Below are 26,408 nucleotides of genomic sequence, written 5' to 3'. Positions count from 1 at the left end.
ATCGTGAACAGGACCGCCCACGACTCAACCAAAGGTTACAGCTTTCTTAATCTCGGTGGGAACACGGAATAGGACTTGGGTAAGGTGCCCTTTACTGAGGTGATGCCACAATGCCCCTCCGCCGCGGCGGGTTCCAGGTTTGAACCTGGCGATTCTGATCTCGATACCGGGAGTTGTTCCCCATGCCCCGCGTTCTCATCATCGACGACCAGAAGGACGTCCGTGCGATGGTCGCGATCGTGCTTCGGGTCAATCATTTCGAGGTCGTGGAGGCCGAAAGCGGCGCGGCGGGGCTGAAGGCCTTCGCGGAAAGCCCCTTTGACGCGGCGATCGTCGACATTTTTCTCGGCGACACCAGCGGCGCCGACGTCATCGCGACCCTGCGCGAGCGAGCACCGACGCTCCCCATCATTGCGGTCTCCGGGATGACGGCGCTCGACTTCGTGGACCAATCGCCCCACCTCGCCAACGTGGTCTGCCTGCAAAAGCCTTTTCGGCCGAACGATCTGCTGCAGGCCTTGCGGAAGGCCCAGGCCACGGCCGGCGGCAAGCTGGCCGCAGCCGTCTGATCCTGCCGCAAGAAGAAACGCCCCGGGCTAGGCCGGGGCGCGGTGATGATTGGATGGCGGTCTAAAGGCCCCGGCAAGCGCGCTCAGGTGCCGTTGCCGCTGATCTCGGCGTAGCCGCCCTTGGCGTCCCATTTGTAGACGACGTAGTCGATCTGCTTGATGTCGCCCTTGGAGTCATATTCGACCGGGCCGATCACGGTGTCCCACTTGCCGGCTTTCATCGCCGCCATGACCTTCTTCGCGTCGGTCGTGCCGGCCTTCTTGGCCGCCTGCGACCAAACCTGCATCGCCGCATAGGTGTAGAGGGTGTAGCCTTCAGGGTCGATGTTCTTGGCCTTGAATGCCTCGACGATCTTCTTCGCGGTCGGCTTGTTGCGCGGGTCGGGGCCGAAGGTGAACAGCGTGCCTTCGCCGGCGGGGCCGGTGATGGAGGCGTACTCCTTGTCGGCGAGCGCGTCGCCGGCCATCAGCACGGTCTTGAGGCCCTGGTCCCGCATCTGGCGCAGGATCAGGCCGCTCTCCTGATGATAGCCGCCGACATAGACGAGGTCGATGTTGTCGCGCTTCAGGCGGGAGACGATCGCGTTGAAGTCCTTGTCGCCCTTGTTGTAGGACTCGTACATCTTCTCGGTGACGCCGGCCTTGTTGAGCGCCTTCTTGGTCTCGTCGGCAAGACCCTTGCCGTAGGTGGTCTTGTCGTTGAGAATCGCGATGTTCTTGCCCTTGTAGTTCTTGGCGATGTACTGCGCGGCGATCAGGCCCTGCTGATCGTCACGGCCGCAGACGCGAGCCACGTTCCAGAGCTTGCGCTCGGTGAACAGCGGGTTGGTCGAGGCCGGCGTGATCTGGAGCACGTTGCCGTCGGCATAGGCTTCCGAAGCCGGGATCGACGACGACGAGCAATAGTGCCCGGCCACGAACGGGATTTTCGCGCCGGCGATCTTCTCGGCGATCGAGCGCGCCTGTTTCGGGTCGCAAGCGTCGTCTTCGACGGAGAGCGCGAGCTTCTTGCCGTTGACGCCGCCGGCGGCATTGATATCGACGACGGCCATCTCGGCGCCGTTCTTCATCTGGCGGCCGAAGGCGGACTCGCCGCCGGTCATCGGGCCTGCGACTGCGACGGTGACATCCTGCGCGAATGCCGCGCCCAAGAGCGCGATCGATGCGCCGAATGCCAGACCGATGAGCTTCAGTGATTTCATGAGATACCTCGCGGGTGGTCGCCTGTGGAAGTTGCCGGGATGCCCGGTTCAAACCGGCGCCATTCTTGAATGAATTCGAGGAGAAGTCACCGGCAAAATACGGGCATTTGCGGAGATATCTCGCCACATTCGGCCGCACTTGTCGGACTTGGCTCGGTCAGCCGTGGCGGCCGCCTTCCAGATAGGCGGAGCGAATCTCCGGGCGCTGCAGCAATTCGGTACCGGTCCCGGCCAAGGTGATCAGGCCATTGACCATGACGTAACCGCGATGGGCGAGCTTGAGCGCATGGTTGGCGTTCTGCTCGACGATCAGGACGGTCAGACCGTCCTGCCGATTCAGGGTCCGGATCGCATCGAAGATCTGGCGTGCGATCAGCGGTGCGAGGCCAAGCGAGGGCTCGTCGAGCAGGAGCAGGCGGGGGCGGCTCATCAGCGCGCGGCCGATGGCCAGCATCTGCTGCTCGCCGCCGGACAGGGTTCCACCGCGCTGGGCATAGCGTTCCTTCAGCCGCGGAAACAGCGCGAACACGCGTTGCAGCGTCGCCTCGCGTTCGGCGTCGGTGCATTCGGTCGAGTCCGCGCCCATCTGAAGATTCTCCGCAACGCTCATGCGCGGGAAGATGCGGCGGCCCTCCGGCGATTGCGCGATGCGCAAATGCGCGATCTCGTGGGTGGGAACGTCGGTGATGTCGCGGCCTTCATAGAGGATCTGGCCGGCGCGGGCGCGCGGCTTGCCGAAGATCGTCATCATCAGCGTCGACTTGCCGGCGCCGTTGGCGCCGATCAGCGCGACGATCTCGCCGGCATTGATCTCGATGTCGACGCCCTTCAGCGCCTCGATCTTGCCGTAGGCGGCGCGAAGAGCGCGGATCGCGAGCAGGGGAGTGGGCGCCGATGTCACGTCCCGTTCTCCATCACGGCCACGGCCTCGTCCTCGTCGGCGCCGAGATAGGCGGCGATCACCTTCGGATCGTCGCGGACCTCGCGCGGCGTGCCTTCCGCGATCTTCACGCCATGGTCCATCACCACGATGTGGTCGGAGATCTCCATCACCACCGACATGTCGTGCTCGATCAGCAGGATCGAGGTGCCGAGCTCGTCCCGGATCGAGAGCAGGAGCTCGCTCAGGGCCGCGCTCTCGCGCGCATTGAGGCCGGCCGCGGGTTCGTCCAGGCACAACAGGGCGGGCTCGGTGCACATTGCGCGCGCGATTTCCAGCCGGCGCTGGTCGCCATAGGCGAAATTGCCGGCGGCGTCATCGGCGCGGTCGAGCAAATTGACCCGCTTGAGCCAGTCGGTGGCCAGATCGATCGCACGCTTTTCGGCGTCACGGTAGGCAGGAACGCCAAGGAGGCCGAGAAGGGTGAAGCCGGAGGCGCGCATCAGCGCGTTGTGCTGCGCTACCATCAGGTTCTCCAGCGCGGTCATGCCGGGAAACAGGCGGATGTTCTGGAAGGTGCGCGCGACCTTGGCCTGCTTGGCGATGCGGAAATCGTTCAGCCGCTCCAGCGCCATCACCCTGCCGTCGTCGTGGGTGAGGCGAATGGTGCCGCCGCTCGGCTTGTAGAACCCGGTGATGCAGTTGAAGACCGTGGTCTTGCCGGCGCCGTTCGGCCCGATCAGCGCGGTGATCTTCTTCCGCTCCGCCGAAAATGACAGGTCCTGCACGGCGACGATGCCGCCGAAGCGCATGGCGAGCTGGTCGACGCTGAGAATCTGGTCAGCGCTCATCCGTGCCCTTCCTTGACGAGGTCGGACGAGATCGCCTCCGCCTTTCTCAGATACACGGTGGGTGCGCGATGGCCGATCAGGCCGCGCGGCCGCCAGATCATGATCAGCACCATCGACATGCCGAACACGAGCATGCGGTAGGTCTCGAGGCCGCGGAACAGCTCGAAGCCGCCGATCATGGCGAGCGCGGCAAGCGCCACGCCGAGCTGCGAGCCCATGCCACCGAGAACGACGATGGCGAGCACCAGCGCCGATTCCTGGAAGGTGAAGGATTCCGGGCTGATGAAGCCCTGGCGGGTGGCGAAGAACGCGCCGGCGAAGCCGCCGAACATGGCGCCGGTCGCAAAGGCCGTGAGCTTGGTGGTCGTGGTGTTGATGCCGAGCGCGCGGCAGGCGACCTCATCCTCGCGCAAGGCTTCCCAGGCCCGACCGATCGGCAGTCGGCGCAGCCGGATCGTCACCCAGTTGGTGAGGAGCGCCAGCGCCAGGATCAGGTAGAACAGGAAGACGATGCGGTGGGTCGGCGAATACTCGATGCCGAGCCTGGCGGCGAGCCCTTCGTCGCTGTTGTCGAGCGGGATGCCGAAGAAGGAGGGGCGCGGAATGCCGGAGACGCCGTTCGGCCCGCCGGTCAGCTCCTGCCAGTTGATGATGACGAGGCGGATGATCTCGCCAAAGGCGAGCGTCACGATGGCGAGGTAGTCGCCGCGCAGGCGTAGCACGGGGAAGCCGAGCAGCACGCCCCAAAACGCGGCGAGGATGCCTGCGAGCGGCAGGCAGATCCAGAACGACCAGCCGAAATTGGTGGCGAGCAGTCCGTAGGAATAGGCGCCGACCGCATAAAAGGCGACGTAGCCGAGATCGAGCAGGCCGGCGAGCCCGACCACGACGTTCAACCCCCAGCCCAGCATCACATAGGTGAGCACGAGGATCGCGAGGTCGAGGATGTAACGCTGGTCATAGAAGATGACCGGCACCAGCACCGTAAAGATCAGAAGCGCCGGCGCGAGGTAGCGGCCGATAAAGGACATGCCGCTCTGCACGGCTGGCGGCACCAGCTTCTCGGCGCCGGTCGGGCCGATCCATTGCCGCAGCAGCTCGATCACGATCGAGCCGCCGAACACCGCCCCGACGAGGGAGGCGAGTTCGCCGAAGCGAGTCCAGTAGGTGAGCTGGCCGTCGGAGCCCGCCTCGGTGCGGATACCGACCATCAATGAGAACAGCACCAGCGCGATCAGCGCGTTGATGAAAGCCGTCTTCAGGAGGGAGGCGATGCCCGTTGCGGGTTTTGCCGTCATGGTCGAGGGAGCTGCCACGCGTGACCGTCAGACTTTTTCGACTTCGGGACGACCGAGCAGGCCGGTCGGCATGAAGATCAGCACGACGATCAAAATCGAGAACGCCGCGACGTCCTTGTATTCGACCGAGAAATAGGCCGACCAGAACGTCTCGATCAGGCCGATCGCAAGCCCTCCGAGCATGGCGCCGGGCAATGAGCCGATGCCGCCGAGCACGGCAGCGGTGAACGCCTTGATGCCGGCGACGAAGCCCATGAAGAAGTCGACGAGGCCGTAATAGAGCAGGTACATCAGGCCGGCCACCGCAGCGAGCGCGGCGCCGATCACGAAGGTCATGGAGATGGTGCGGTCGACGTCGACGCCGAGCAGGGCCGCCATGGTCTGGTCCTGCTCGCAGGCGCGCATGTCGCGCCCGAGCCGGGTGCGGGAGACCAGCCAGGTGAAGATCGCCAGCAGCACGATGGTCGTGACGACCACCATGATCTGGATGTTGGAGAGCTGGATCACGAAGCCGTCCGCGCTCTCGTGCAGCGTGTAGCCGCCGGTGATGAAGGGCGGGATCGGCTTGACGCGCGCGCCTTGCGCCACCTGCGAATAGTTGGTGAGCACGAAGGACATGCCGATTGCCGACAGCATCGGAGCGAGCCGGAAGGAGTGGCGCAGGGGCCGGTAGGCGATGCGCTCGATGGTCCAGCCATAGAGCGCGGTGATCGCCATCGAGACCAGCAGCACGACGAGCAGGATCACGGGGATGGCGGTCAGCCCGAACGAGATCAGGATCACGAAGGTGATCAGGGCAATGAAGCCGCCGATCATGAAGACGTCGCCATGGGCGAAGTTGATCATGCCGACGATGCCGTAGACCATCGTGTAGCCGATCGCGATCAGGCCGTAGATCGAGCCCAGGACGAGACCGTTGATGAGCTGCTGGGCGAAATAATCCATGGGCTGCCGTTTACCAAACCTGACGCCGCTCAAAGGGAGCTATTCGAGAGAGAGGTCTAGAGTTTCTTCTCGGGCCCCGGCAGCCCTTGAGCATTCTTCAGGTTTTGTAACAGGAGGGAACTGGCGGCCGCAACTAGCGAAGCCGCGGCAGACGGGCTTGTACAAGGGTCATTTCGTTACGACTGTCGTCTTTTCCGGTTCCGCAACTGCGAGGAACCGGGTTCCCTCAGGCAACCAAAGTGGATGCCCGCCGTTGTCTCAGCTCTGACGTCCAACAAGGGAGTTTCCCGAAATGACGAAGCAGCAGAACCAGAATCCGGGCCAGCAGAGTCAAAACCCCGGCCAGCAGCGCCCAGGTCAACAGCCCGGGCAGCAGCAGGGCGGCGGCCAGAAACCCGGACAGCAGCAGCAGAACGACCCGATGCGCCAAGGCGATCGTCCAGGCCAGCAACAGGGCGGCCAGCGCGGTCAGGAATAGCGAGTTTGGGAGCCCAGGAGTGAGGAGGCCCTGCCGAGAGGCGGGGCCTTTCCTTTTGGCGCCCAGTCCCTAGGACAGTTCCCAGTCCCTGGGACGGTTAAGGTAAACAAAGAGTTTAAATTGCCGCCATAGTCTGATGCGAGTTAGCTCGGCGAAGCCGCGGCCTTTCGTCGAAGGCCGGCAAACAGGCGGGAAGCGGCATGTTCGGGAATTGGCGGATCGGTTCGGTCAACGGCGCGCTGCTGGCGGCCTATTTCATTCCGGCCTGGGCGATGGTTGCCTTCAACATCATTGTTGCCCCGGTGCACGGCCTCTACGAGCGCCCGAGCGTTGCGGTCGCGCTGTTCCTGAGCGACCATCTCCAGATGGCGGGGATGGACACGGTGCGCGCCGCCTGGCTGCTTGCGCTGGGCCGGCTGACGGTCGTGGCGTTCTTTGCGATCTACCTCGTGCTCCTCTGCATTCCCCGAATCCGCAAGAACGGCGGCAGCGACGAGGCGCTCGGCATTGCGCTGGCGATCGGCAGCCTGATCTCGTTTGCCAGCATGGTGATGGCCTCGAAGGTCGGCGAGATGGCCGCGCTCCGGCTGCATGCCACCGAGCTCCTGCTCTTGCTCGGCGCCGCGATCGTGGTGGTGATCGAGAAGCCGGCGGCAGCGCCGAAGACGTCGGGGATCGCCGCGCCGCCAAGCCTTGAGCCGCTAAAGCGGGATGGGTTTAGTATGAATCGATTTTGATTCCCAAATCAGTCCGTTTCTGATTCACCGTGCTGGCTGGACGGAGGCCAGCATGGATGGGCAAGCCTTATTCTCTGGATCTTCGCAATCGCGTGGTGGCGGCAATTGAGGGCGGGATGTCCCGCAATCAGGCTGCCAAGCAATTTGGGGTGGCGATCAGCACCGCGATCGGCTGGATGAAGCGGGTCGATGAGACCGGCAGCGTAGAGCCAAGCCAGATGGGCGGCTACAAGCCGAAGGCGATTTCGGGCGAACACGCGGTCTGGCTGTCGCAGCGGATCAAGGACGGCGATTTCACCATACGCGGGCTCGTTGCCGAACTTGCCGGACGCGGCCTGAAGGTCGACTACCATTCGGTGTGGGACTTCGTGCATGCCGAGAAGCTCAGCTTCAAAAAAAAGCGTGGCGGCTGGCGAACGCGACCGTCCCGAGGTCGCACGGCGGCGAGCCCAGTGGGCAAAGTATCAAGGCCGCGTCGAAGCTGAACGGCTGGTCTTCATCGACGAGACCTGGACGCGGACAGATATGGCCCCCTTGCGGGGATGGGCGCCGCGCGGGCACAGACTTCCCGCCAAGGTCCCCCACGGGCGCTGGAAGACCATGACCTTCCTGGCTGCCCTGCGCCATGACCGGATCGATGCGCCATGGTTCATCGAGGGGCCGATCGATGGTGTGAGCTTTAGGACCTATGTCGAGAAGGTTCTCCTGCCCGTCCTTCAACCCGGCGATATCGTCGTCTTGGACAACCTCGGCAGCCACAGAAGCAAAGCCGTGCGCCAGCTCATCCGCTCGGTCGGCGCCAAGCTGTTCTTCCTGCCCAAATACTCGCCCGACCTGAACCCGATCGAACAGGTCTTCGCCAAGCTCAAGCATCTGCTCCGCAAAGCCGCCGCACGAACCGTCGACGCAGTCTGCGCCGCAATCGGTCGCGCACTCGATGCCTTCACCCCCGAAGAATGCGCCAACTACGTCAAAAATTCAGGCTATCGAACCTAATGCCATCACGCTTTAGGTCTTGAGCAGGCCGAGCTCCTGCACAATCGCTGAGGCTTCCTTGACGGCGTGGTTCACCGCCGGCACGCCGCAATAGATCGCCTGCTGAAGCAGGATTTCCTTGATGTCATCAGGCGTGAAGCCGCCCTCGGCGAGCGCCGCACGCACGTGCAGGCGAAATTCGTCCCATTGCCCGAGCGCGACCATGGTGCCGATCACCAGCACGCGCCGCGTGCGCTCGTCGAAATGCGGCCGCGTCCAGATCTCGCCCCAAGCGTAGCGCGTGATCATGTCCTGGAAGTCGGTGTTGAAGGCATTGCGGTTCGCGATCGACTTGTCGACCCAGGCATTGCCGAGCACCTTGCGGCGCACGGTCATGCCGGCATCGCGGCGCTTCTGGTCGTCCATGTGTTTCCTCCGAATGAGTCATTCCGGGGCGCCTCGAAGAGGCGAACCCGGAATCTCGAGGTTGCGAATGCCGATCGAGATTCCGGGTTCGATGCTGCGCATCGCCCCGGAATGACGAAGGTCGTTGCTAACGCTGCGTCAAAAATCCCACCACCGCATCGGTGAATGCATGCGGCTGCTCGACGTTGGAAATGTGCGCGGCGTCGATGATGGTCATGCTGGCGCCGGGAATGTTCGAGCGGATCAACTCGCCCGCCGAGATCGGCGTCGCCTGGTCGTGGCGGCCGGCGATCACGAGCGTCGGGCTCTTGATCCTCGGCAGCAACTCACGCTGGTCGAGCGTCGACAGCGCCTCGCAGCAGGCAAGATAACCCTCGACCGGCGAGGCGAGCAGCATCGACTTCATCCTCGCGGTGATCTCAGGCTCGCGCTCGCGGAAATCCTGGGTGAGCCAGCCCGCGATCACGGCGTCCGCGACTGCGGCGATGCCGCCCTTCTTCACGGCGTCGATGCGTTCGAGCCATCTGGTCGGCTCGGCATAATAGCAGGAGGTGTTGGCGAGGATGAGCTTGCCGAACCTTTCAGGCGCGTTGGCGCCGAGCCATTGCCCAACCATGCCGCCCATCGACAGGCCGCACCAATGCACTTTCTCGATGTTGAGATCGTCGAGGATCGCCAGCACGTCGCGGCCGAAACGCTCCATCGTGTAGGGGCCGGGCGGAACGCTGGACTTGCCATGGCCGCGGCGGTCGTAGCGGATGACGCGGAACACCTGCGTCAGCGCCTTCATCTGCGGCTCCCACATCTGAAGCGTGCAGCCCAGCGAGTTGGACAGCATCAAGGTGGGCCCGCCGTCGCGGCCCTCGACGGAGACGTTGAGCAGGCAACCGTCGGCATCGATCATGGGCATGCGGCGTCTCCGTCGTATTTGCGGTTCTTATTCGCGGTCGAGGCTGTCGAGCAGCCGGTCGATCAGGGCTTGGGAGGCCCCTTGATAGGCCATCGGCTCGAACAATGCCGCAATTTTTTCCGGCGAAAGGTTCGCGGTCACCTGCGTATCGGCCGACAGCACCTCACGCAGATGCTTCCTCTCGGCGACCGCGCGCCTGCTCGCGGCCTCGATCAGATGATGCGCGTCGCCCTTGCCGATCGTCTCGGCCAGCGCGAAGGTGACCGCCTCGGCCATGATCAGTCCCTGCGTCGCATCGAGATTGCTGCGCATGCGCACCGCATCGACCTCGAGACCCTCGGCGATGTCGACGATCGCCGCAAGCGCGCCGGAGGTGACCAGCATCAGTTGCGGCAGCGTCGGCCATTCCGCGTGCCAGGGGCCGGCGCTGCGCTCGTGGTCCTGCACCTGCGCGGCAAAAATCGTGGCGGCGAGCTGCGGCGCCATGGTGGCGGCGCCCAGCGCGCTCGCGGCGGCGACCGGGTTGCGCTTGTGCGGCATGGTCGAGGAGCCGCCGCGGCCCTCGCCGGCGGGCTCGAAGGCTTCGGCGACGTCGGTCTGCATCAGCAGCGAGACGTCGCGCGCGATCTTGCCGCAGCTGCCGGCGAGAATGGCGAGGCAGGAAGCGGCCTCGGCGATGCGGTCGCGATGGGTATGCCAAGGCGCCTCCGGCAGCGGCAGACTGAGCTCCTGCGCCAGCCGTTCGGCAACCGCGATCCCCCTGTCGCCGAGCGCGGCGAGCGTGCCGGCGGCACCGCCGAATTGCAGCGCCAGGCCCTCGCGGCGGAGTCGCCGCAGGCGGCAGCGGGCGCGGGCAAGGCTTGCGGCATATTCGGCCGCCTTCAGCCCGAACGGCATCGGCAGCGCGTGCTGGAGCCAGGTCCGCGCCACCATCGCGGTGTTGCGATGGCTGCGCGCCAGTGCGGCAAAGCCCTTGATGGCGCGGCTGAGGTCGACGTCCAATGCATCGATGCCGGCACGAAGCGTCAGCATGGTCGCGGTGTCGATGACGTCCTGGCTGGTCGCGCCCCAATGCACGTAGCGCGCGGCCTCCGCGTCGGCATTGCCGACATTGGCGGTCAGCGTCCTGACCAGGGGAATCGCGAGATTTCCCGATCGCGTTGCGGCCTCGGCCAGTGCGGCCATGTCGAAGCAATCGGCCTTGCATGCGGCCTCGATCGGGCCGATGGCGGATGCCGGAATCACAGCCGTGGCGGCCTCGGCGCGTGCCAGGGCTGCCTCGAAATCGAGCATGTTCTGCAGGGTAGACCGGTCGTCGCAGACCGCGCGCATGGCGGCGCTCGACAGCATCGGCGCGAGCAGGGGGGAGAGGGATGTGCTCATGTTGCGCGCGACCTAATCATCATGGCCCGGCCGTGCCAATCCCCAACCGGCCCCACACGTTTTTTTGCAGTTGCGAATATGCATTGCACGTGACCCGGCCCCGCCCTTTCCTTTGCCGCGCCGCTGCGTTACTTGATCAGCACTATAGTTATCCGACCCGGGAGGCACCTCATGGCCATGACGATGAACGGCGAAGTCCAGCTTGCGGCGCCGCGCGAGGCCGTGTGGGCCAAGCTCAACGACCCCGAGGTGCTGAAGGTCTGCATCCCCGGCTGCGAGGAGCTGGAGAAGACCGACGACGGCGGCTTCCGCGCAACGGCTAAAATGAAGGTCGGCCCGGTGTCGGCGCGCTTCAAGGGGAAGGTCACGCTGTCCGATCTCGACCCGCCGAATGGTTACAAGATCTCCGGTGAGGGCGAGGGCGGGGTGGCCGGATTCGCCAAGGGCGGCGCGGTGGTCAAGCTCGCGGAGAAGGACGGCGGCACGCTGCTGTCGTACGATGTCGAGGCGCAGATCGGCGGCAAGTTGGCGCAGCTCGGCCAGCGCCTCATCAACGGCACCGCCAAGAAACTGGCCGACGAATTTTTCGCGAACTTCGCCAAGGCGGTACAAGGCTGACACCTATCGCTTTCGGCATGGCGCCTTGCGTTCCGGGCGATGTTGCCCCCGGGCATATTGGCCCATATGATGGGCTGGAATAATTATAAGAACCGCTTCGACGGCCCCGTCGGGGCGCTGATAGAGAGTGCTTATGGCAAAAATCTCCCTCATCGTGAACGGCAATCCTGTGACGGCCAATGTCGATCCACGCACGCTTCTGGTGCAGTTTCTGCGCGAGAATCTGAAGCTGACCGGCACCCATGTCGGCTGCGACACCTCGCAGTGCGGCGCCTGCGTCGTGCATCTCGACGGCAAGGCCGTGAAGTCCTGCACCACGCTTGCGGTGATGGCCGATGGCCACGAGGTCAAGACGATCGAGGGACTGGCCGCCGACGGCGCGCCGCTGCATCCGATGCAGGAGGCCTTTCGCGAACACCATGGCCTGCAGTGCGGCTTCTGCACGCCGGGCATGATCATGACCGCGATCGACATCGTGCACCGCAAGGGCCACGAACTCGACGACCACACGATTCGCGAGGAGCTCGAAGGCAATCTCTGCCGCTGCACGGGCTATCAGAACATCGTCGCTTCGATTTCCGCCGGCGCAAAGGCGATGGCGAAATCCGACCTCGCGTAACGCGCATCCCGCGATCAGGACATCCAGATGTACGAATTCAAATATCATCGCCCTGGGACGGTTCGCCAGGCGGCCAACCTCCTGGTGAAGAACGAAGACGCCAAGGTGATCGCCGGCGGCCACACGCTGATTCCCGTCATGAAGCAGCGCCTCGCAAGCCCCCCGCATCTGGTCGACCTCTCCCATATCGAGGGGCTCAACGCGATCGAGATGAAGGGCCGCGCGCTGGTGATCGGCGCCACCGCCAGGCACGCCGAGGTCGCGACCTCCGCCATCGTCGGTGAGGCGATCCCGGCGCTGGCGAACCTTGCGAGCCAGATCGGCGATCCTGCCGTGCGCCACAAGGGTACGATCGGCGGCTCGCTCGCCAACAACGATCCGACCGCCGACTATCCGGCCGCGGTGCTCGCGCTCGGCGCCACCATCGTCACCAACAAGCGCCGCCTGAAGGCCGAAGAGTTCTTCCAGGGCCTGTTCACCACGGCGCTCGAAGCCGATGAGATCATCACCAAGGTGATGTTTCCGTTGCCGAAAAAGGCAGCCTACATCAAGTTCCGCAACCAGGCCTCTCGTTACGCGCTGGTCGGCGTGTTCGTGGCGCGGCGTCCTTCGGACGTGCGCGTTGCCGTCACCGGCGCCGGCTCCGAAGGCGTGTTCCGCGTCACCGCATTCGAGGAGGCCCTGAAGAAGCGCTTTGCCTCGAAGGCGCTGGAAGGCATCGCGGTGCCGGCCGAAGGTCTCAACAGCGATATCCACGGCAGCGCCGAATACCGCGCGCACCTCATCGGGGTGCTGACGCGGCGTGCCGTCGATGCCGCCAACGCCAAGGCGTGAGGTGACCTCGCGCCTCGGCCCCGAACATGTCCCGATGAGGGCGTAGTAAGACTGGCTTTCTCATGACTTCAACGCCCAATTCGTCCGGTGCTTTGCCGGCATCGGTCGATGCGATGCTCGAACTTCTGACGTCGCGGGGCTACCTCGCCGAGCGGTCGCTTGCGACGGTGACCTACCTCGCCTTGCGCATGGGCCGGCCGCTGTTCCTGGAGGGCGAGGCCGGCGTCGGCAAGACCGAGATCGCCAAGGTGCTCTCGGCGGCGCTGGGGCGGAAGCTGATCCGCCTCCAGTGCTATGAAGGCCTCGACGTCTCCTCCGCGGTCTACGAGTGGAACAGCGCCGCGCAGATGATCGCGATCCGGATGGCGGAAGCCGCCGGCGACACCGATCGCGACCAGCTATCGAGCGATATCTTCGCCGACCGCTACATGATCAAGCGGCCGCTGCTTCAGGCGCTGGAGCCCGATGTCGCCGGTCCGCCGGTGCTGCTGATCGACGAGCTCGACCGCGCCGACGAGGCGTTCGAGGCCTACCTGCTCGAAATCCTCAGCGACTTCCAGGTGACCATCCCCGAATTCGGCACCGTGAAGGCGCCGCATCCGCCGATCGTCATCATCACCTCCAACCGTACCCGCGAGATCCACGACGCGCTGAAGCGGCGCTGCCTCTATCACTGGGTGGATTATCCTGCCGCCGAGCGTGAGCTTGCGATCGTCAAGATGCGCGTGCCCGGCATCTCCGCCAAGCTCTCGCAGCAGGTCGTGCGCTTCGTGCAGGCGCTGCGCAACCAGGATTTCTACAAGTCGCCGGGTGTCGCCGAGACCATCGACTGGGCGACCGCCCTGTCCGAGCTCGATGCCCGGTCGCTGACCCCGCAAGTGGTCGGCGACACGCTGGGTGCGCTGCTGAAGTATCAGGACGACATCACCCGGATGCAGGGCGATGCCTTGCAGAAGGTGCTGAAGGAAGCCACGAGCGAGAATTGACGCGCGTGCGTCTTAACTAACTCGTCATTCCGGGGCGCGCGTCAGCGCGAGCCCGGAATCCATAACCACGATCGGGAGTATGGATTCCTGGCTCGCGCCAAGAGGCGCGCCCCGGAATGACGACCGAGAGTGTGGACCCCGAGAGTGTGGACCCATGGCCATCAACCACCTTGCCCCGGAGCAAACCGAGCAGTTCGCCGACAACATCGTCGGCTTCGCCCGCGCGTTGCGTGCCGCCGGCATTCCCGTCGGGCCGGGTGCGGTGATCGACGCCATGAATGCGCTCGAGGTGATTGACATCGGCAACCGCGCCGACGTCTTCACGACGCTGGAGGCGATCTTCGTCAAGCGCCACGAGCATGCGCTGATCTTCAAGCAGGCGTTCAACCTGTTCTTCCGCGCCTCGGAAGAATGGAAGCACATGCTGGATTCGGTGCCGCTGCCGGAGCAGGCCAAGAAGAAGCCGCAGGCGGGCGCGCGCCGCGTGCAGGAGGCGATGTCGCAACCGCGGATGACGGAGACGCCGCAGCACCAGGAGCAGGATCTGCGCCTGTCCGTCTCCGACAAGGAGATCCTTCAGAAGAAGGATTTCGCGCAGATGAGCGCGGCCGAGATCGCCGAGGCGCTCCGCGCCGTCGAGCGGATGCACCTGCCGCAGGCGGAGCTTCTGACGCGCCGGCGCCAGCCCGACCCCCGGGGCCTGCGGCTCGACCTGCGCCGCACGCTCCGCGCATCGCTCCGCACCGGCGGCGACATCATCGACATCCATCGCCTCGGGCGGGTGCAGAAGCCGGCGCCGATCGTCGCGCTGCTCGATATCTCGGGCTCGATGAGCGAGTACACCCGCCTGTTCCTGCACTTCCTCCACGCCATCACCGACGCGCGCAAGCGCGTCTCGGTGTTCCTGTTCGGCACCCGTCTGACCAACGTCAGCCGCGCGCTGCGCCAGCGCGATCCCGACGAGGCGCTGGCGAGCTGCTCGGCCTCGGTCGAGGACTGGGCCGGCGGCACCCGGATCTCGGCCTCGCTGCACAACTTCAACAAATTGTGGGCGCGGCGCGTGCTGAGCCAGGGCGCCATCGTGCTGCTGATTTCCGACGGGCTGGAGCGGGAGGCCGATTCCAAGCTGGCCTTCGAGATGGACCGGCTGCACCGGTCCTGCCGCCGGCTGATCTGGCTCAACCCGCTGTTGAGGTTCGGCGGTTTCGAGGCCAAGGCGCAGGGCATCAAAATGATGCTTCCCCACGTTGACGAATTCCGCCCGGTACATAATTTGAGTTCGATCCAGGAGCTGATCACGACGCTCTCCGGGCCGCTGCCGCCGCATCACCGCAGCCTGATCCGCTCCGCAGCTTGAGAGGCACCCAATGCTCGATCGCGACGAGGATATCCTGAAGGCGGCGGAGGACTGGCAGAAGGCCGGTCGTGGCGTCGCGCTCGCCACCGTTGTGGAGACCTGGGGTTCGGCGCCGCGCCCGGCGGGCTCGAGCCTCGTCATCAACGACGAGGGCACCTTCCTCGGCTCGGTCTCCGGCGGCTGCGTCGAGGGCGCCGTGGTGACCGAGGCCATGGACGTGATCCAGAGCGGCAAGCCGAGGATGCTGGAGTTCGGCGTGGCCGACGAGACCGCCTGGAATGTCGGGCTGTCCTGCGGCGGCACCATCCGCGTCTTCGTCGAGAAGGTCGGTTAGTCGTGAAGCTCGCAATCCTGCACGAACTCAATGCCGAGCGCGCCGCGCGCCGGCCGGTGATCCTGGTGACCGACACCGAGAGCGGCGAGCAGCGGCTGGTGAAGGCGAAGGATTTTGCCAGGGATCCCTTGCGCACCGAGCTGGAGAAGCAGCTTCGCATGGGCAAGAGCGCCAGTGTCGAGGCTGGCGGCAAGAAGCTGTTCCTCAACGTCTACGCGCCGACGGCAAAGCTCGTCATCGTCGGCGCGGTCCATATCAGCCAGGCGCTGGCGCCGCTGGCGCGCTCGCTCGGCTACGACGTGACTGTCGTCGATCCACGCACGGCCTTCGCAAGCCCCGAGCGCTTCCCGGACATTCCGCTGATCGCCGAATGGCCCGACACGGCGCTGCCGCCGCTCAACGTCGATGCCTACACCGCCTTCGTCGCGGTAACGCACGATCCCAAGATTGACGATCCCGCGCTGCTGCACGCCTTCGAGCGCAACTGCTTCTATATCGGCGCGCTCGGCTCGCGAAAGACGCATGCCAAGCGTGCCGACCGGTTGCGGGCGCAGGGCGCCAAGGAAAGCGACATCGCGCGCATCCACGCGCCCATTGGCCTTCCGATCGGCGCGGTCTCTCCATCCGAGATCGCGGTGGCGATCATGGCCGAGATCACCGCCGTGCTTCGGCTGCCTCCAAAAGAAAAAGAAGAAGCGGCATGAAGTTTGGACCGGCGAGCCCGAGGGATGCGATCGGCGGGGTGACCGTCCACACCCTGCGTCAGGGACCGCTGGTGCTGAAGAAAGGCACGACGATCGGCGCCGCCGAGGTCGAGGCGCTGGAGCGTGCCGGTATCAAGGACATCGTCGTGGTGCGGATGGAGGCGGGTGACGTCTCCGAGGACGTTGCGGCCGCCAGCATCGCGCTCGCCATCGGCGGCGAGGGTATTCATGTCGAGCGCGCCTTCACCGGGCGCGCCAATCTGTTCGCCGCGCGCCCGGGCGTGCTGGTGATCGACCGCGCTGCGGTCGACCGCATCAACAACGTCGACGAGGCCATCACCTTCGCCACGCTCACCGCCTACAAGCCGGTGGTCGAGGGCGAGATGGTCGGCACCGTCAAGATCATCCCGTTCGGCGTCGAGGGCGTTTTGCGCGATGCGGCAGTGAAGGCCGCCGGCAAGGACGTCCTGAAGATCGCTCCTTACGTGATCAAGCGCGTCGGCATTGTCTCGACGCTGCTGCCGGGCCTGTCCTCCAAGGTGATCGACAAGACCCTGCGCGTCACCGCCGAGCGGCTCGCGCCGGCCGGCGCCAGCATCATTGCCGAGCGGCGTGTCCCGCATGAGGAGCAGGCGCTGTCGGCCGCGATCAAGGACTTGCTCGGCCTTGGTGCCGAGCTCGTCATCGTGTTCGGCGCCTCCGCGATCGCCGATCGCCGCGACGTGATCCCGGCGGCGGTGACCGGAATCGGCGGCGAGATAGAGCATTTCGGCATGCCGGTCGATCCCGGCAATCTGCTGCTGATCGCCCGCGCCGGCGGCGTCCCGGTGCTGGGCGCGCCGGGTTGTGCGCGCTCGCCGGTCGAGAACGGATTTGACTGGGTCTTGATGCGGCTCCTCGCCGGCATCAAGGTGACGCGGTCCGAGCTGATGGGCATGGGCGTCGGCGGTCTCCTGATGGAGATCGTGACGCGGCCGCAGCCGCGCGCCAAGCCGGAGACCGAAGGCAACAGCCAGGTCGCGGCCATCGTGCTTGCGGCCGGACGCTCGACCCGCATGGGCGGCCCGAACAAGCTGCTCGCCGAGCTCGACGGCAAGAAGCTGGTGCGCCTTGCGACCGAGCAGGCGCTGGCCTCGAAAGCATCGGAGGTGATCGTCGTCACCGGCCATCAGGCCGAGCTGGTCGAGCAGGCTTTGCAGGGCCTGAACGTGAAATTCGTCCGCAATCCGGATTTCGCCGGCGGCATCGCCAGCTCGGTCAAGGCGGGCATCGCAGCCGTGCCGGAGACCTGCGGCGGCGCCGTGGTGTGCCTCGGCGACATGCCGCTGATCGATGCCGGCCTGATCGACCGCCTCATCGACAGCTTTGCGCCCGACCGCGGCAATCTCATCGTCGTGCCCGTCAGCGAAGGCCGCCGCGGCAATCCCGTGCTGTGGTCGCGCCGCTTCTTCAAGGAACTGATGACGCTCGACGGCGACGTCGGCGCGCGCCACCTGATCGCCAGGCATGCCGAGGCGGTGGCCGAAGTGCCCGTCGACGGCGAGAGCGCCTTCCTCGACATCGACACGCCGCAGGCGCTGGAAGCGGCAAGACGCGGATGAGGGCGCCGTAGGGTGGATTAGCCGAAGGCGTAATCCACACTGTATTTCTCTGCGGAAACAAACAGAGGTGGATTACGCTGCGCTAATCCACCCTACGCCACTTCCCAAGCCCACCAATTTTCAACCATCCGTTCACCATCTGGAAACGACCGCCGCTTAGAGTCGCCTCCACCTGCCTTGGGGGGAGGGGTTTTTCCATGGCTTCGAACGTCGTCGCGCGCCGTTGCGCGATGTTTTTCTTTGCGCTGTCCGTCTGTGTCACCGGTGCCCGTTACATCACCGAAGCCCATGCCGCCGGCGCCTTTGCGGTCGGCAAGTGCGGCGCTTATGGCCAGGCCTATGACTATGGCCACGAGCACGAGGCCCGCGCCGCGGCGCAGAAGCAGTGCAAGGGCGATTGCACCACGGTGACGATGAAGCGCGCCTGTGCCGCGATGTCGGTCGATATGACAAATCCCTGCGGCGCCTATGGCTATGCCGTCAAGCCGAAGATCTCGGCCTCGCTCAATGCCGCCACGCGCGAATGCTACAAGTACGGCGGCAAGGAATGCGTGATCCGCGCCTGGGCCTGCGACGCCAAGGGTTGATTCCATCCATCCCTCTTGCTGTCATTCCGGGGCGATGCGTAGCATCGAACCCGGAATGACAGCTAGGGATATCCATGCAGTTCGACACCAAGATCGCGGTCGTGATCCGCACCGATCTCCAAACCTGGCAGAAGCTCAACGTCGCGTCCTTTCTCACCAGCGGCATCGCCGCGGCATTTCCGGACTGCATCGGCGAAGCTTATGAAGACGCCTCGGGGACGAAGTATCACGCGCTGATCGGCCAGCCGATCCTGATCTATGGCGCCGACGGTCCGGCGTTGTCGCGAGCGCTGGACCGCGCGCTCACTCGGAACGTTACGCCGGCCGTCTATACCGAAGACATGTTCAAGACCACGCACGATGCCGCCAACCGCGAGGCGGTGAGGGCAGTCGCGCGCACCGAGCTCAATCTCGTCGGCATCGCCATGCGCGCCGAGCGCAAGGTGATCGACAAGATCATCGACGGCCTGAAGTTCCATAGCTGACGTCCACCAGCGGAAGTCCTGTCACCGCGCTGTCATGACGGCAGCACGCTGCGCAACGATTGGGCGGTTTGACCCGGATCAAGTGCCGGCCGCGCGCGGCCGCTACTCTGCCATTCGCAATGCGAAGGAGCAGAGATATGCCGACCATGAAAGCCGCAATCGTCAAACAGTTCGGCAAGCCGCTGGTGATCGAGGACGTGCCGGTGCCGCAGCCCGGTCCCGGCGAGGTCCTGGTCAAGGTCAAGGCCTGCGGCGTCTGCCATACCGATCTGCACGCAGCCTCCGGCGACTGGCCGGTAAAGCCGGTGCCGCCCTTCATCCCAGGCCATGAGGTCGCCGGCATCGTCGCCGCGCTGGGGCCCGGCGTGAAGAATCTCAAGGTCGGCGACGCCGTCGGCGTCGCTTGGCTGCATGATGCCTGCATGGCCTGCGAATATTGCGAGACCGGCTGGGAAACGTTGTGCGAGCACCAGCACAATACCGGCTACAGCGTGAACGGCGGCTTCGCCGAATATGTCATCGCCTCGGCCGCCTTCGCCGCGAAGCTGCCGGCGACGGTCGATTTCGCTGCCATCGCGCCGATCCTGTGCGCCGGCGTCACCACCTACAAGGGATTGAAGGAGACCGAAGCCAGGCCCGGTGAGTGGGTGGTGATCTCAGGCGTCGGCGGGCTGGGTCATGTCGCGATCCAGTACGCCAAGGCGATGGGGCTCAAGGTCGTCGCGGTCGACATTGCCGAGGACAAGCTCGCGCTTGCACGTGAGGCTGGCGCCGATCTCGCGGTCGATGCGCTCGCAGCCGGTGCTGTGGACAAGGTGCTGGCGGCGACCGGGGGCGGAGCCCACGGCGTGCTGGTGACGGCTGTCTCGACTGCCGCGTTCGCGCAGGCGCTGAAGATGGTGCGCCGCAAGGGCACCGTCAGCCTCGTCGGCCTGCCGCCGGGCGAATTCCCGACGCCGATCTTCGACGTCGTGCTCAAGCGCATCACCGTGCGCGGCTCCATCGTCGGTACGAGGCGCGACCTCGACGAAGCCATCGCGTTTGCCGCCGACGGCAAGGTGAAGGCCGAGGTGGCCAAGGTGCCGCTCGCGGAGATCAACCACGTCTTCGATCGGATGAAGGCCGGCAAGATCGAGGGCCGCATGGTGCTCGACTTCAGCTAGCCTCCCGAAGGAGCAGAGCATGGTCCGGCCAACGAAGATCGTCTTTCTCGGCGCGAGCAGCGCGTCCTTTGGGATGAGCATGTTCCGGGACCTGTTCTCGACCCGCGATCTGGCCGGTTCAACACTGGTCCTCGTCGGACGAAACGTCGACCGGCTCGGCCGGTCGATGCGGCTCGCGAAACTGCTCAACGAGAGATCCGGCGCCGGTTATGCCATCGAGGCCACGACGGATTGGCGCGCGGCGCTCGACGGGGCGGAGTTCGTCGTGCACTCCACCGCCATCGATCGCAATCGGCTGTGGCGGCTCGATTTCGAGATTCCGCGCAAATTTGGCATCCATCATACGCTGGGCGAGAATGGTGGGCCCGGCGGCTTGTTCTTCACGCTGCGCACCTTGCCGGTGGTCTTCGACTTCGTGCGCGAGATGGAGCTCCGCTGCCCGCGTGCGACCTTCATCAACTTCTCCAATCCGGAAAGCCGCATCATCCTGGCGCTCGGGCGCTACAGCAGGATTCGCAGCGTCGGCCTCTGCCACGGAATATTCCTTGCCCGCGGCGATGTCGCCCGAATCCTGGGGATGCCGGAAAGCCGGGTGGATGTGTGGGGCGCGGGCCTCAATCACTTCCAATGCCTGACCGAAATCCGGGATCGCGAGACGGGCGAGGACCTCTATCCGCTGTTGCGTGAGAAGGAGCGGGATTTCGATCCCACCTTCTCACCCCTGACGCGCAAGCTGTTGCATGCCTTCGGCTACTGGCTCGGCTGCGGCGACGGTCACGTCGGCGAGTATCTCTCGTTCGGCTGGGAGGCCGGCGAGGGTGGCTACAACTTTGACTGGGACGAGAGCGAACGCGCGAAACTGACGCGGATAATTGATGACGTGCTCGCCGGTCGTGCCGATGTGCCGGACTGGTGGTCGGTGCCGTCGGGGGAACGCGCGATCGGCATCATCGCCGCCATCGTTCATAACCGCAAGCAACTCATCGAATCCGCCGTCGTCCACAATCGACAGGTGATCCCGAACCTGCCGGCCGATGCCGCGGTCGAGGTGCCGGTGGTGGTAGATGCCGCGGGCATCCATCCTGTCTCGCTCGGGCCGCTGCCCGATGGCGTGGCCAAGCTGATGACGACCCAGGTTCAGGTTCAGCAGATGGCGGTGGAGGCAGCGATGCATGCCTCGAAGGAAATGGCGCTGCAAGCGCTGCTGCTCGACCCCGTCATCCATTCCGAGCAGGCCGCGCGCGGCCTGCTCGAGGAGTTGTGGGAGATCAACCGACCTTATATCCGGCCATGCATCTGAGCGACCGACCGCCGCCACCAGCGCGCCGTGCCTTACGCCGGCGGCATGCCCGCAAATTTCGTCAGGTCCGGGTCGAGACGATCCCAGCCGTGACCGCGCGCGGCGAAAGTGACTGCCTGCGGCCTGTAGCGGGCGGGCTCGTCGAGGCTTGCCGCCCGGATCGTGAAGACGTCGGGCTGTGCTGCGAAGGTCATGTAGACAGGCACGCCGCATTGCGTGCAGAAGCCGCGCGTCTTCACGTTGCCGCTGTCGGCGACCATGTCCCAATGCTTCGCTTCGCCGGTCAGCGTGACGCCGGCGCGCGCGAAGGTCGCGTACGAGCCGTGGCCGCTGCCGCTTTCCCGCTGGCAGTCCCGGCACTGGCAGTGATTGCTGAACAGCGGCTCCCCGGTGATCGAATAGCGGATCGCGCCGCAGGCGCAGCCGCCGGTGTAGGGCTTTTCCATCGCGATATCTCCCTTTCACTCTTCGCCGCTTATTTCGTCGAGCTTGCGGACGACCTTCTTCCAGCCGCCGCTCATGACCGTGTAGGCCGACTCGTTCCTCGGCAGGACGAAGCCCGCATGGACCAGGCGGATCCGCGTGCCGGCCTCGACCGGGGTGAGGGACCACGTCACGATGGTGTCGAGCGGTGCGCCATAGCCGGTGTTGCGCTCGTCGCCGCCCTTCCAGGCGTAGACGAGGCGGCGGTTTGCTACGACCTCCAGAACCCGGCAATGGATCACGCCGTCCCAGTTGCCGCCCGGCGTGGTCTGGAACGTGAAGCTATTGCCTTCGACGGCCTCGAAGCCGGTCGGCTGCATCAGCCAGCGCGCGATCAATTGGGCGCTGGTCAGCGCCTTCCAGATGGTCTCGGGCGTGTGAGGGAAGACCTCGTCGATGACGATGTCCCTTGTTTCGGCTTTCAACGCGGCAGCACTCACGGATCGATCTCCTTCAAGAGGTCACGCAGGTTCTGGAAACGCTCGCGCCAGAAGACGCCGTAATGATCCATCCAGGTCACCAGCGGTTCGAGGCCTTGCGGTGCGGCGCGGTAATAGACGTTGCGGCCCTCTGCGCGCTCGGCGACGAGACCGGCCTGCTTGAGGGACTTCAGGTGTTGCGAGATCGCGCCCTGAGTGACCCCGCTGCCGCGCGTCAGCTCGGCGACGCTGATCTCCTTGCTCTCGAACACGCGCTCGAACACGGCGCGCCGTGTCGGGTCGGCGAGGGCGCGCATCACGGTGGTGATGGGGTTTGGGGCGGCTTCGATCATGCCGATCGATTAGCATTCGCTAATGCATTAGTCAATACTAATTTAATCTCAGGCGTGCGGTTGCTCGCCTTGCTTGACTATGACTGACCAGTCAGTCATATATTTCGAATGACCAGGAAACCGACCAAAGCCGCCTTGCCGCCAGCAACTCGCGCCAGTGCCAAGGGCCCTGTGCCTGCTCGCAGCGAAGAGGTGCCTGCCTCGAACCGTGCGACGCGCGCGGCGGAGCGGCGTGCGGCGATCGTGGAAGCGGCGATGGAGGAATTCATCGCGCGCGGGTTTGCGGCGACGCGGCTCGACGACATCGCCAAGCGCGCCGGCGTGGCGAAGGGGACGATCTACCTGCACTTCAAGGACAAGGAATCGATGTTCGAGGAGCTGGTGCGTATCGTCATCGTTCCCGTGGTCGCACGGCTGACCACGCTGCCGCCGCCGGCGGGCTCGGTGCGCGACCTGATCGAGGCTTTCGCGAGCAACTTCCTGAACGAGGTGATCGGCACGAGGCGTGGCGATCTGGTGCGCCTGATCGTGGCGGAGGGCCCGCGCTTTCCGTCCGTGGCCGACTTCTACTACCGGGAGGTCGTCTCGCGCGGGGTCGCCGCCATGCGCGCGCTGATCGAGCTCGGCATTGCCCGCGGCGAGATCCGGCAGAAGGACCTCGCGCGCTATCCGCAGATCCTGGTCGCGCCCGCGATGATCGCGGTGATCTGGCAGAGCCTGTTTGCGCGGCACGCGCCGCTGGACGCGCAAGAGATGCTGCGCGTCCATCTCGATTTGATTTTTGGCGAACGGAGCACGACATGACGTCGTCGCACACCATCTCTCACCTCATCCTGAGGAGCGTGGAACGCGCGTCTCGAAGGATGCAGGCCCGGCTGTGGCTCCTCGCCCTTCGAGACGCTGCTTCGCAGCTCCTCAGGGTGAGGGATCGACAGCACAATCTGCCGCGCCTCGGTACGATCGTGGCGCTGGTCCTCGCAATCTCGCTTGCCGGATGCAAGGAAAGGCGCGATCCCGGTTTCCAGGGCTGGGTCGAGGCCGACATGATCTTCGTCAGCCCGGACGAAGCGGGACGAGTCACCAAGCTCAACGTCCGCGAAGGCGACGAGGTCAAGGTCGGTGATGCCCTTTATTCCGTCGACGACGATCTCCAGCGCGCCGATCTCAATCAGAACAAGGCGACACTGGCGAACGCACAGCAGACCTACGACCGGGCGGCCTCGCTGAGCAAGACCGGCTCGGGCACGCAGGCCAATCTCGATGCCGCCGTGTCGGCCTTGCGCGTCGCGGAAGCACGGGTGGCGACGTCGGAGACGCGGATGGCGCGGCGCAAGGGCTTCGCGCCCGTCGCCGGCACCATCCAGCAGATCTATTTCCGCGAGGGCGAGATGGTGGCGGCGCAGCGTCCGGTGCTGTCGATCATGCCGCCCGGAAACATGAAGCTGCGTTTCTTCGTGCCGGAAGCCGAACTGCCCAAGCTCGCGATCGGCGACACGGTGCGCGTCTCGTGCGACAATTGCGCGGCCGATCTCACCGCAAAGATCTACTTCATCGCGACCTCGGCCGAATACACTCCGCCTGTCATCTACAGCCTCGATGAGCGCAACAAGCTCGTCTATCTGATCCAGGCGCGGCCCTCTCGTCCCGATGCCTTGCGTGTGGGACAGCCGATCGACGTCTATCTCAATCCGAAGACACCCGTGGCGGACAAGCGATGAACAGCGGCAACGGCATCGCGATCGACGTCAAGGGCCTGACCAAGTCGTTCGGCGGCCGCGAGGTCGTGCACGATCTGTCGATGCAGGTGAAGCGCGGCTCGATCTACGGCTTCCTCGGACCCAACGGCTCGGGCAAGACCACGACCATCCGCATCCTCTGCGGGCTGCTCACGCCCGATAGCGGCGAGGGCACCTGCCTCGGCTACGACATCCGTCGCGATGCCGAGAAGATCAAGCGCCAGGTCGGCTACATGACCCAGCGCTTCAGCCTGTACCAGGACCTTTCGGTGCGCGAGAACCTCGAATTCGTCGCGCGGCTCTATGGCGTCACCGACGCGCGCGGCGCCGCACGCGACATGATCAGGCGGCTCGGGCTCTCAGGGCGCGAGGAGCAGCTTGCGGGCGAGCTCTCCGGCGGCTGGAAACAGCGGCTGGCGCTGGGGGCCTGCACGCTGCCCAATCCACAATTATTGCTCCTCGACGAGCCCACCGCCGGCGTCGATCCCAAGGCGCGGCGCGATTTCTGGAACGAGATCCACGCACTCGCCGCCGAAGGCCTCACGGTGCTGGTCTCGACCCATTACATGGACGAGGCCGAGCGATGCCACGAGATCGCCTACATCGCCTACGGCTATCTGCTGGCGCACGGCACGGTGGAAGAGGTGATCGCGAAATCCGCGCTGACGACCTACACCGTCACCGGCGAAGGACTGAACGAGCTTGCGGCCGCGCTCACGGGCAAGCCCGGGATCGACATGGTGGCGCCGTTCGGCAGCTCACTGCATGTTTCCGGCCGCGACGTCGCGGCACTCGAAGACAGCATAGCGCCCTGGCGCGAGAAGGACGGATTGCGCTGGCAGAAGTCGCAACCGTCGCTCGAAGACGTGTTCATCGAGCTGATGGGGCGCTCCAGGGACAATTTCCAATGAGCGCAGTCGACCATCGCGCACCCCGACGCGAAATCCGCGAGCGCTTCGGCTTTCTGCGGCGCTCCTATGCGATGCTGGTCAAGGAGTTCATCCAGCTCAAGCGCGATCGCGTTTCGTTCGCGATGATCGTGATGTTGCCCGTGATGCAGCTGATGCTGTTCGGCTATGCCATCAACACCACGCCGCGCCATCTGCCGAGCGCCGTGCTGCTCCAGGAGGACTCCGATCTCGCCCGCTCGATCCTGAAGGCACTGGAGAACACCGCCTATTTCCGCTTCCTCTATGAAGTGCACGACGTCGACGACTTCGACAACCTGCTGAAATCCGGCAAGGTGCTGTTCGGCGTCGAGATCCCGCGCGGCTTCGAGCGGGCCGTGCGGCGCGGTGACAAGCCGGCGCTGCTGGTCGCCGCCGACGCCACGGACCCGGTCGCAGCGAGCGCGGCGATCGGTTCGCTCGGCATGGTCGTGCAGACCGCGCTCAAGCACGATCTCTACATCGGCGATCCCCCGGAGATGCCGTTCGAGATCCGCGCGCACGCGCGCTACAATCCGGCCGCGGTGTCCAGCCTCAACATCGTGCCGGGGCTGGTCGGCACCATTCTGACCATGACCATGCTGATCTTTACCGCGCTGTCGGTTACGCGCGAGGTCGAGCGCGGCACAATGGAGAGCCTGCTGTCGATGCCGATCAAGCCGGTCGAGGTGATGCTCGGCAAGATCGTCCCTTACGTGCTGGTCGGCTTCGTCCAGGCCTTCCTGATCATCAGCATTGGCGTCGGCCTGTTCGGCGTACCCGTGCTCGGCAACCTCGTCCTGCTGGCGCTGCTCTCGACGCTGTTCATCACCACCAATCTGTCGATCGGCTATACCATATCGACACTGGTGCAGAACCAGCTCCAGGCGATGCAGATGTCGATGATGTTCTTCCTGCCCAGCATCTTGCTCTCCGGCTTCATGTTCCCGTTCGCGGGCATGCCGGCGTGGGCGCAATATCTCGGCGAGGGTCTGCCGCTGACCCACTATCTGCGCATCGTCCGCGCCATCATGCTGAAGGGCGCGACCATGCAGAACCTGCACTTCGACACGCTGGCGCTGGCGGCCCTGATGCTGCTCGCCATGACCATCGCCGTGACGCGCTTCCGTCGTACGCTGGATTGAGGCAAACTGCCCTGTGACGTCATTCCGGGGCGCACGAACTGCGAACCCGGAATCTCGAGATTCCGGGTTCATGCTGCGCGTGCCCCGGAATGACAAGGGGGGAT

The 26,408-nt window shown here is 65.0% G+C and carries 31 protein-coding genes; 20 read left to right on the top strand and 11 right to left on the bottom strand.

Going from position 1 to position 26,408, the window contains the following annotated elements; translation table 11 throughout:
* Positions 1–182 precede the first annotated feature (182 nt).
* On the top strand, positions 183–569 hold the full coding sequence (locus ACM42_RS35280) for a response regulator (protein WP_271532909.1): 387 nt from the start codon (positions 183–185) through the stop codon (positions 567–569).
* Positions 570–652: 83 nt separating this feature from the next.
* On the opposite strand, the gene ACM42_RS35275 is transcribed toward ACM42_RS35280, so the two are convergent.
* From ACM42_RS35275 to ACM42_RS35255, 5 genes are all read right to left on the bottom strand, one after another.
* A complete protein-coding gene (locus tag ACM42_RS35275; RefSeq protein ID WP_271532907.1) occupies positions 653–1,771 on the bottom strand; it encodes a branched-chain amino acid ABC transporter substrate-binding protein in 1,119 nt (372 codons plus the stop codon).
* A 157-nt stretch (positions 1,772–1,928) separates the two neighbouring features.
* On the bottom strand, positions 1,929–2,672 hold the full coding sequence (locus tag ACM42_RS35270; protein ID WP_271532905.1) for an ABC transporter ATP-binding protein: 744 nt from the start codon (positions 2,670–2,672) through the stop codon (positions 1,929–1,931).
* Positions 2,669–3,502 (bottom strand): ABC transporter ATP-binding protein, encoded by an 834-nt coding sequence (locus ACM42_RS35265; protein ID WP_271532903.1) that lies wholly within the window; start codon positions 3,500–3,502, stop codon positions 2,669–2,671. The genes ACM42_RS35270 and ACM42_RS35265 overlap by 4 nt, the downstream gene beginning before the upstream one ends.
* Entirely contained in the window at positions 3,499–4,800 is a 1,302-nt protein-coding gene (gene livM / locus ACM42_RS35260) for a high-affinity branched-chain amino acid ABC transporter permease LivM (protein WP_028179276.1), read from the bottom strand. The genes ACM42_RS35265 and livM overlap by 4 nt, the downstream gene beginning before the upstream one ends.
* A gap of 27 nt (positions 4,801–4,827) precedes the next feature.
* A complete protein-coding gene (locus ACM42_RS35255) occupies positions 4,828–5,745 on the bottom strand; it encodes an ABC transporter permease subunit (RefSeq protein ID WP_271532900.1) in 918 nt (305 codons plus the stop codon).
* Between the two features lie 292 nt (positions 5,746–6,037).
* Between ACM42_RS35255 and ACM42_RS35250 the strand changes: the two genes are divergently transcribed.
* The 3 genes from ACM42_RS35250 (at position 6,038) to ACM42_RS35240 (ending at position 7,956) form a co-directional block, all read left to right on the top strand.
* The gene (locus ACM42_RS35250) at positions 6,038–6,223 is read left to right on the top strand and encodes a hypothetical protein (RefSeq protein WP_063195310.1); all 186 of its coding nucleotides are present in this window, start codon (positions 6,038–6,040) and stop codon (positions 6,221–6,223) included.
* Positions 6,224–6,423: 200 nt separating this feature from the next.
* Positions 6,424–6,960, top strand: a complete 537-nt coding sequence (locus tag ACM42_RS35245) for a hypothetical protein (protein WP_271532897.1) — start codon at positions 6,424–6,426, stop codon at positions 6,958–6,960.
* 56 nt (positions 6,961–7,016) lie between these two features.
* Positions 7,017–7,956, top strand: a protein-coding gene (locus ACM42_RS35240) for an IS630 family transposase (RefSeq protein ID WP_442868965.1) whose coding sequence is annotated in 2 segments (ribosomal slippage) — positions 7,017–7,352 and positions 7,354–7,956 — 939 coding nt in all. Because the reading frame shifts where the segments join, the coding sequence is not laid out codon by codon here.
* A gap of 12 nt (positions 7,957–7,968) precedes the next feature.
* Here the strand turns inward: ACM42_RS35240 and ACM42_RS35235 are convergent.
* From ACM42_RS35235 to ACM42_RS35225, 3 genes are all read right to left on the bottom strand, one after another.
* Entirely contained in the window at positions 7,969–8,361 is a 393-nt protein-coding gene (locus ACM42_RS35235) for a carboxymuconolactone decarboxylase family protein (protein ID WP_271532893.1), read from the bottom strand.
* A gap of 127 nt (positions 8,362–8,488) precedes the next feature.
* Positions 8,489–9,271 carry a 3-oxoadipate enol-lactonase gene (gene pcaD / locus ACM42_RS35230; RefSeq protein WP_271532891.1) on the bottom strand — a complete coding sequence of 261 codons (783 nt, stop codon included), beginning with the start codon at positions 9,269–9,271 and terminating at the stop codon, positions 8,489–8,491.
* Positions 9,272–9,298: 27 nt separating this feature from the next.
* Entirely contained in the window at positions 9,299–10,654 is a 1,356-nt protein-coding gene (locus ACM42_RS35225) for a 3-carboxy-cis,cis-muconate cycloisomerase (RefSeq protein ID WP_271532889.1), read from the bottom strand.
* Between the two features lie 171 nt (positions 10,655–10,825).
* Here ACM42_RS35225 and ACM42_RS35220 point away from each other — a divergent pair, with 171 nt between their 5' ends.
* From ACM42_RS35220 to ACM42_RS35165, 12 genes are all read left to right on the top strand, one after another.
* Entirely contained in the window at positions 10,826–11,272 is a 447-nt protein-coding gene (locus ACM42_RS35220; RefSeq protein WP_028179269.1) for an SRPBCC family protein, read from the top strand.
* A gap of 133 nt (positions 11,273–11,405) precedes the next feature.
* The gene (locus ACM42_RS35215; protein ID WP_028137319.1) at positions 11,406–11,891 is read left to right on the top strand and encodes a (2Fe-2S)-binding protein; all 486 of its coding nucleotides are present in this window, start codon (positions 11,406–11,408) and stop codon (positions 11,889–11,891) included.
* 27 nt (positions 11,892–11,918) lie between these two features.
* The gene (locus ACM42_RS35210) at positions 11,919–12,725 is read left to right on the top strand and encodes an FAD binding domain-containing protein (protein ID WP_271532885.1); all 807 of its coding nucleotides are present in this window, start codon (positions 11,919–11,921) and stop codon (positions 12,723–12,725) included.
* 62 nt (positions 12,726–12,787) lie between these two features.
* On the top strand, positions 12,788–13,711 hold the full coding sequence (locus ACM42_RS35205; RefSeq protein ID WP_271532883.1) for an AAA family ATPase: 924 nt from the start codon (positions 12,788–12,790) through the stop codon (positions 13,709–13,711).
* A 154-nt stretch (positions 13,712–13,865) separates the two neighbouring features.
* A complete protein-coding gene (locus tag ACM42_RS35200; RefSeq protein ID WP_271532881.1) occupies positions 13,866–15,068 on the top strand; it encodes a vWA domain-containing protein in 1,203 nt (400 codons plus the stop codon).
* Between the two features lie 10 nt (positions 15,069–15,078).
* Entirely contained in the window at positions 15,079–15,402 is a 324-nt protein-coding gene (locus ACM42_RS35195; RefSeq protein ID WP_007602422.1) for an XdhC family protein, read from the top strand.
* Positions 15,403–15,404: 2 nt separating this feature from the next.
* On the top strand, positions 15,405–16,106 hold the full coding sequence (locus ACM42_RS35190) for an XdhC family protein (RefSeq protein ID WP_271532869.1): 702 nt from the start codon (positions 15,405–15,407) through the stop codon (positions 16,104–16,106).
* Entirely contained in the window at positions 16,103–17,707 is a 1,605-nt protein-coding gene (locus ACM42_RS35185) for a molybdopterin-binding/glycosyltransferase family 2 protein (RefSeq protein WP_271532867.1), read from the top strand. Before ACM42_RS35190 ends, ACM42_RS35185 begins: the two co-directional genes overlap by 4 nt.
* Before the next feature lie 197 nt (positions 17,708–17,904).
* Complete coding sequence (locus tag ACM42_RS35180; protein WP_271532865.1) at positions 17,905–18,294, top strand: DUF4189 domain-containing protein; 390 nt, start codon at positions 17,905–17,907, stop codon at positions 18,292–18,294.
* Positions 18,295–18,368: 74 nt separating this feature from the next.
* On the top strand, positions 18,369–18,779 hold the full coding sequence (locus tag ACM42_RS35175; protein ID WP_271532863.1) for a DUF2000 family protein: 411 nt from the start codon (positions 18,369–18,371) through the stop codon (positions 18,777–18,779).
* A gap of 137 nt (positions 18,780–18,916) precedes the next feature.
* Positions 18,917–19,942, top strand: a complete 1,026-nt coding sequence (adhP, locus tag ACM42_RS35170) for an alcohol dehydrogenase AdhP (RefSeq protein WP_271532861.1) — start codon at positions 18,917–18,919, stop codon at positions 19,940–19,942.
* Positions 19,943–19,961: 19 nt separating this feature from the next.
* The gene (locus ACM42_RS35165) at positions 19,962–21,242 is read left to right on the top strand and encodes a family 4 glycosyl hydrolase (protein ID WP_271532859.1); all 1,281 of its coding nucleotides are present in this window, start codon (positions 19,962–19,964) and stop codon (positions 21,240–21,242) included.
* A 32-nt stretch (positions 21,243–21,274) separates the two neighbouring features.
* Here ACM42_RS35165 and ACM42_RS35160 read toward each other — a convergent pair whose 3' ends face one another.
* The 3 genes from ACM42_RS35160 to ACM42_RS35150 are packed head-to-tail and all read right to left on the bottom strand — an operon-like array spanning position 21,275 to position 22,497.
* Positions 21,275–21,688 carry a GFA family protein gene (locus tag ACM42_RS35160; RefSeq protein WP_271532857.1) on the bottom strand — a complete coding sequence of 138 codons (414 nt, stop codon included), beginning with the start codon at positions 21,686–21,688 and terminating at the stop codon, positions 21,275–21,277.
* Positions 21,689–21,703: 15 nt separating this feature from the next.
* Entirely contained in the window at positions 21,704–22,165 is a 462-nt protein-coding gene (locus ACM42_RS35155; protein WP_271532855.1) for an SRPBCC family protein, read from the bottom strand.
* A complete protein-coding gene (locus ACM42_RS35150) occupies positions 22,162–22,497 on the bottom strand; it encodes an ArsR/SmtB family transcription factor (RefSeq protein WP_212023706.1) in 336 nt (111 codons plus the stop codon). Before ACM42_RS35150 ends, ACM42_RS35155 begins: the two co-directional genes overlap by 4 nt.
* A gap of 108 nt (positions 22,498–22,605) precedes the next feature.
* Between ACM42_RS35150 and ACM42_RS35145 the strand changes: the two genes are divergently transcribed.
* The 4 genes from ACM42_RS35145 to ACM42_RS35130 are packed head-to-tail and all read left to right on the top strand — an operon-like array spanning position 22,606 to position 26,304.
* A complete protein-coding gene (locus tag ACM42_RS35145) occupies positions 22,606–23,301 on the top strand; it encodes a TetR/AcrR family transcriptional regulator (protein WP_271532853.1) in 696 nt (231 codons plus the stop codon).
* The gene (locus ACM42_RS35140; protein WP_271532850.1) at positions 23,298–24,215 is read left to right on the top strand and encodes an HlyD family secretion protein; all 918 of its coding nucleotides are present in this window, start codon (positions 23,298–23,300) and stop codon (positions 24,213–24,215) included. Before ACM42_RS35145 ends, ACM42_RS35140 begins: the two co-directional genes overlap by 4 nt.
* Positions 24,212–25,144, top strand: a complete 933-nt coding sequence (locus tag ACM42_RS35135) for an ABC transporter ATP-binding protein (RefSeq protein WP_271532848.1) — start codon at positions 24,212–24,214, stop codon at positions 25,142–25,144. The genes ACM42_RS35140 and ACM42_RS35135 overlap by 4 nt, the downstream gene beginning before the upstream one ends.
* Positions 25,141–26,304: an ABC transporter permease gene (locus tag ACM42_RS35130; protein ID WP_271532846.1), complete on the top strand. Its 1,164-nt coding sequence runs from the start codon at positions 25,141–25,143 to the stop codon at positions 26,302–26,304. Before ACM42_RS35135 ends, ACM42_RS35130 begins: the two co-directional genes overlap by 4 nt.
* The last annotated feature ends 104 nt before the right edge of the window (positions 26,305–26,408 follow it).

The organism is Bradyrhizobium sp. CCBAU 25338, assembly GCF_028128965.1.
GTDB classification, from domain to species: domain Bacteria; phylum Pseudomonadota; class Alphaproteobacteria; order Rhizobiales; family Xanthobacteraceae; genus Bradyrhizobium; species Bradyrhizobium liaoningense.
The sequence above is the reverse complement of the archived record's forward strand: the minus strand, read 5'-3'. Positions and strand labels throughout refer to the sequence as shown.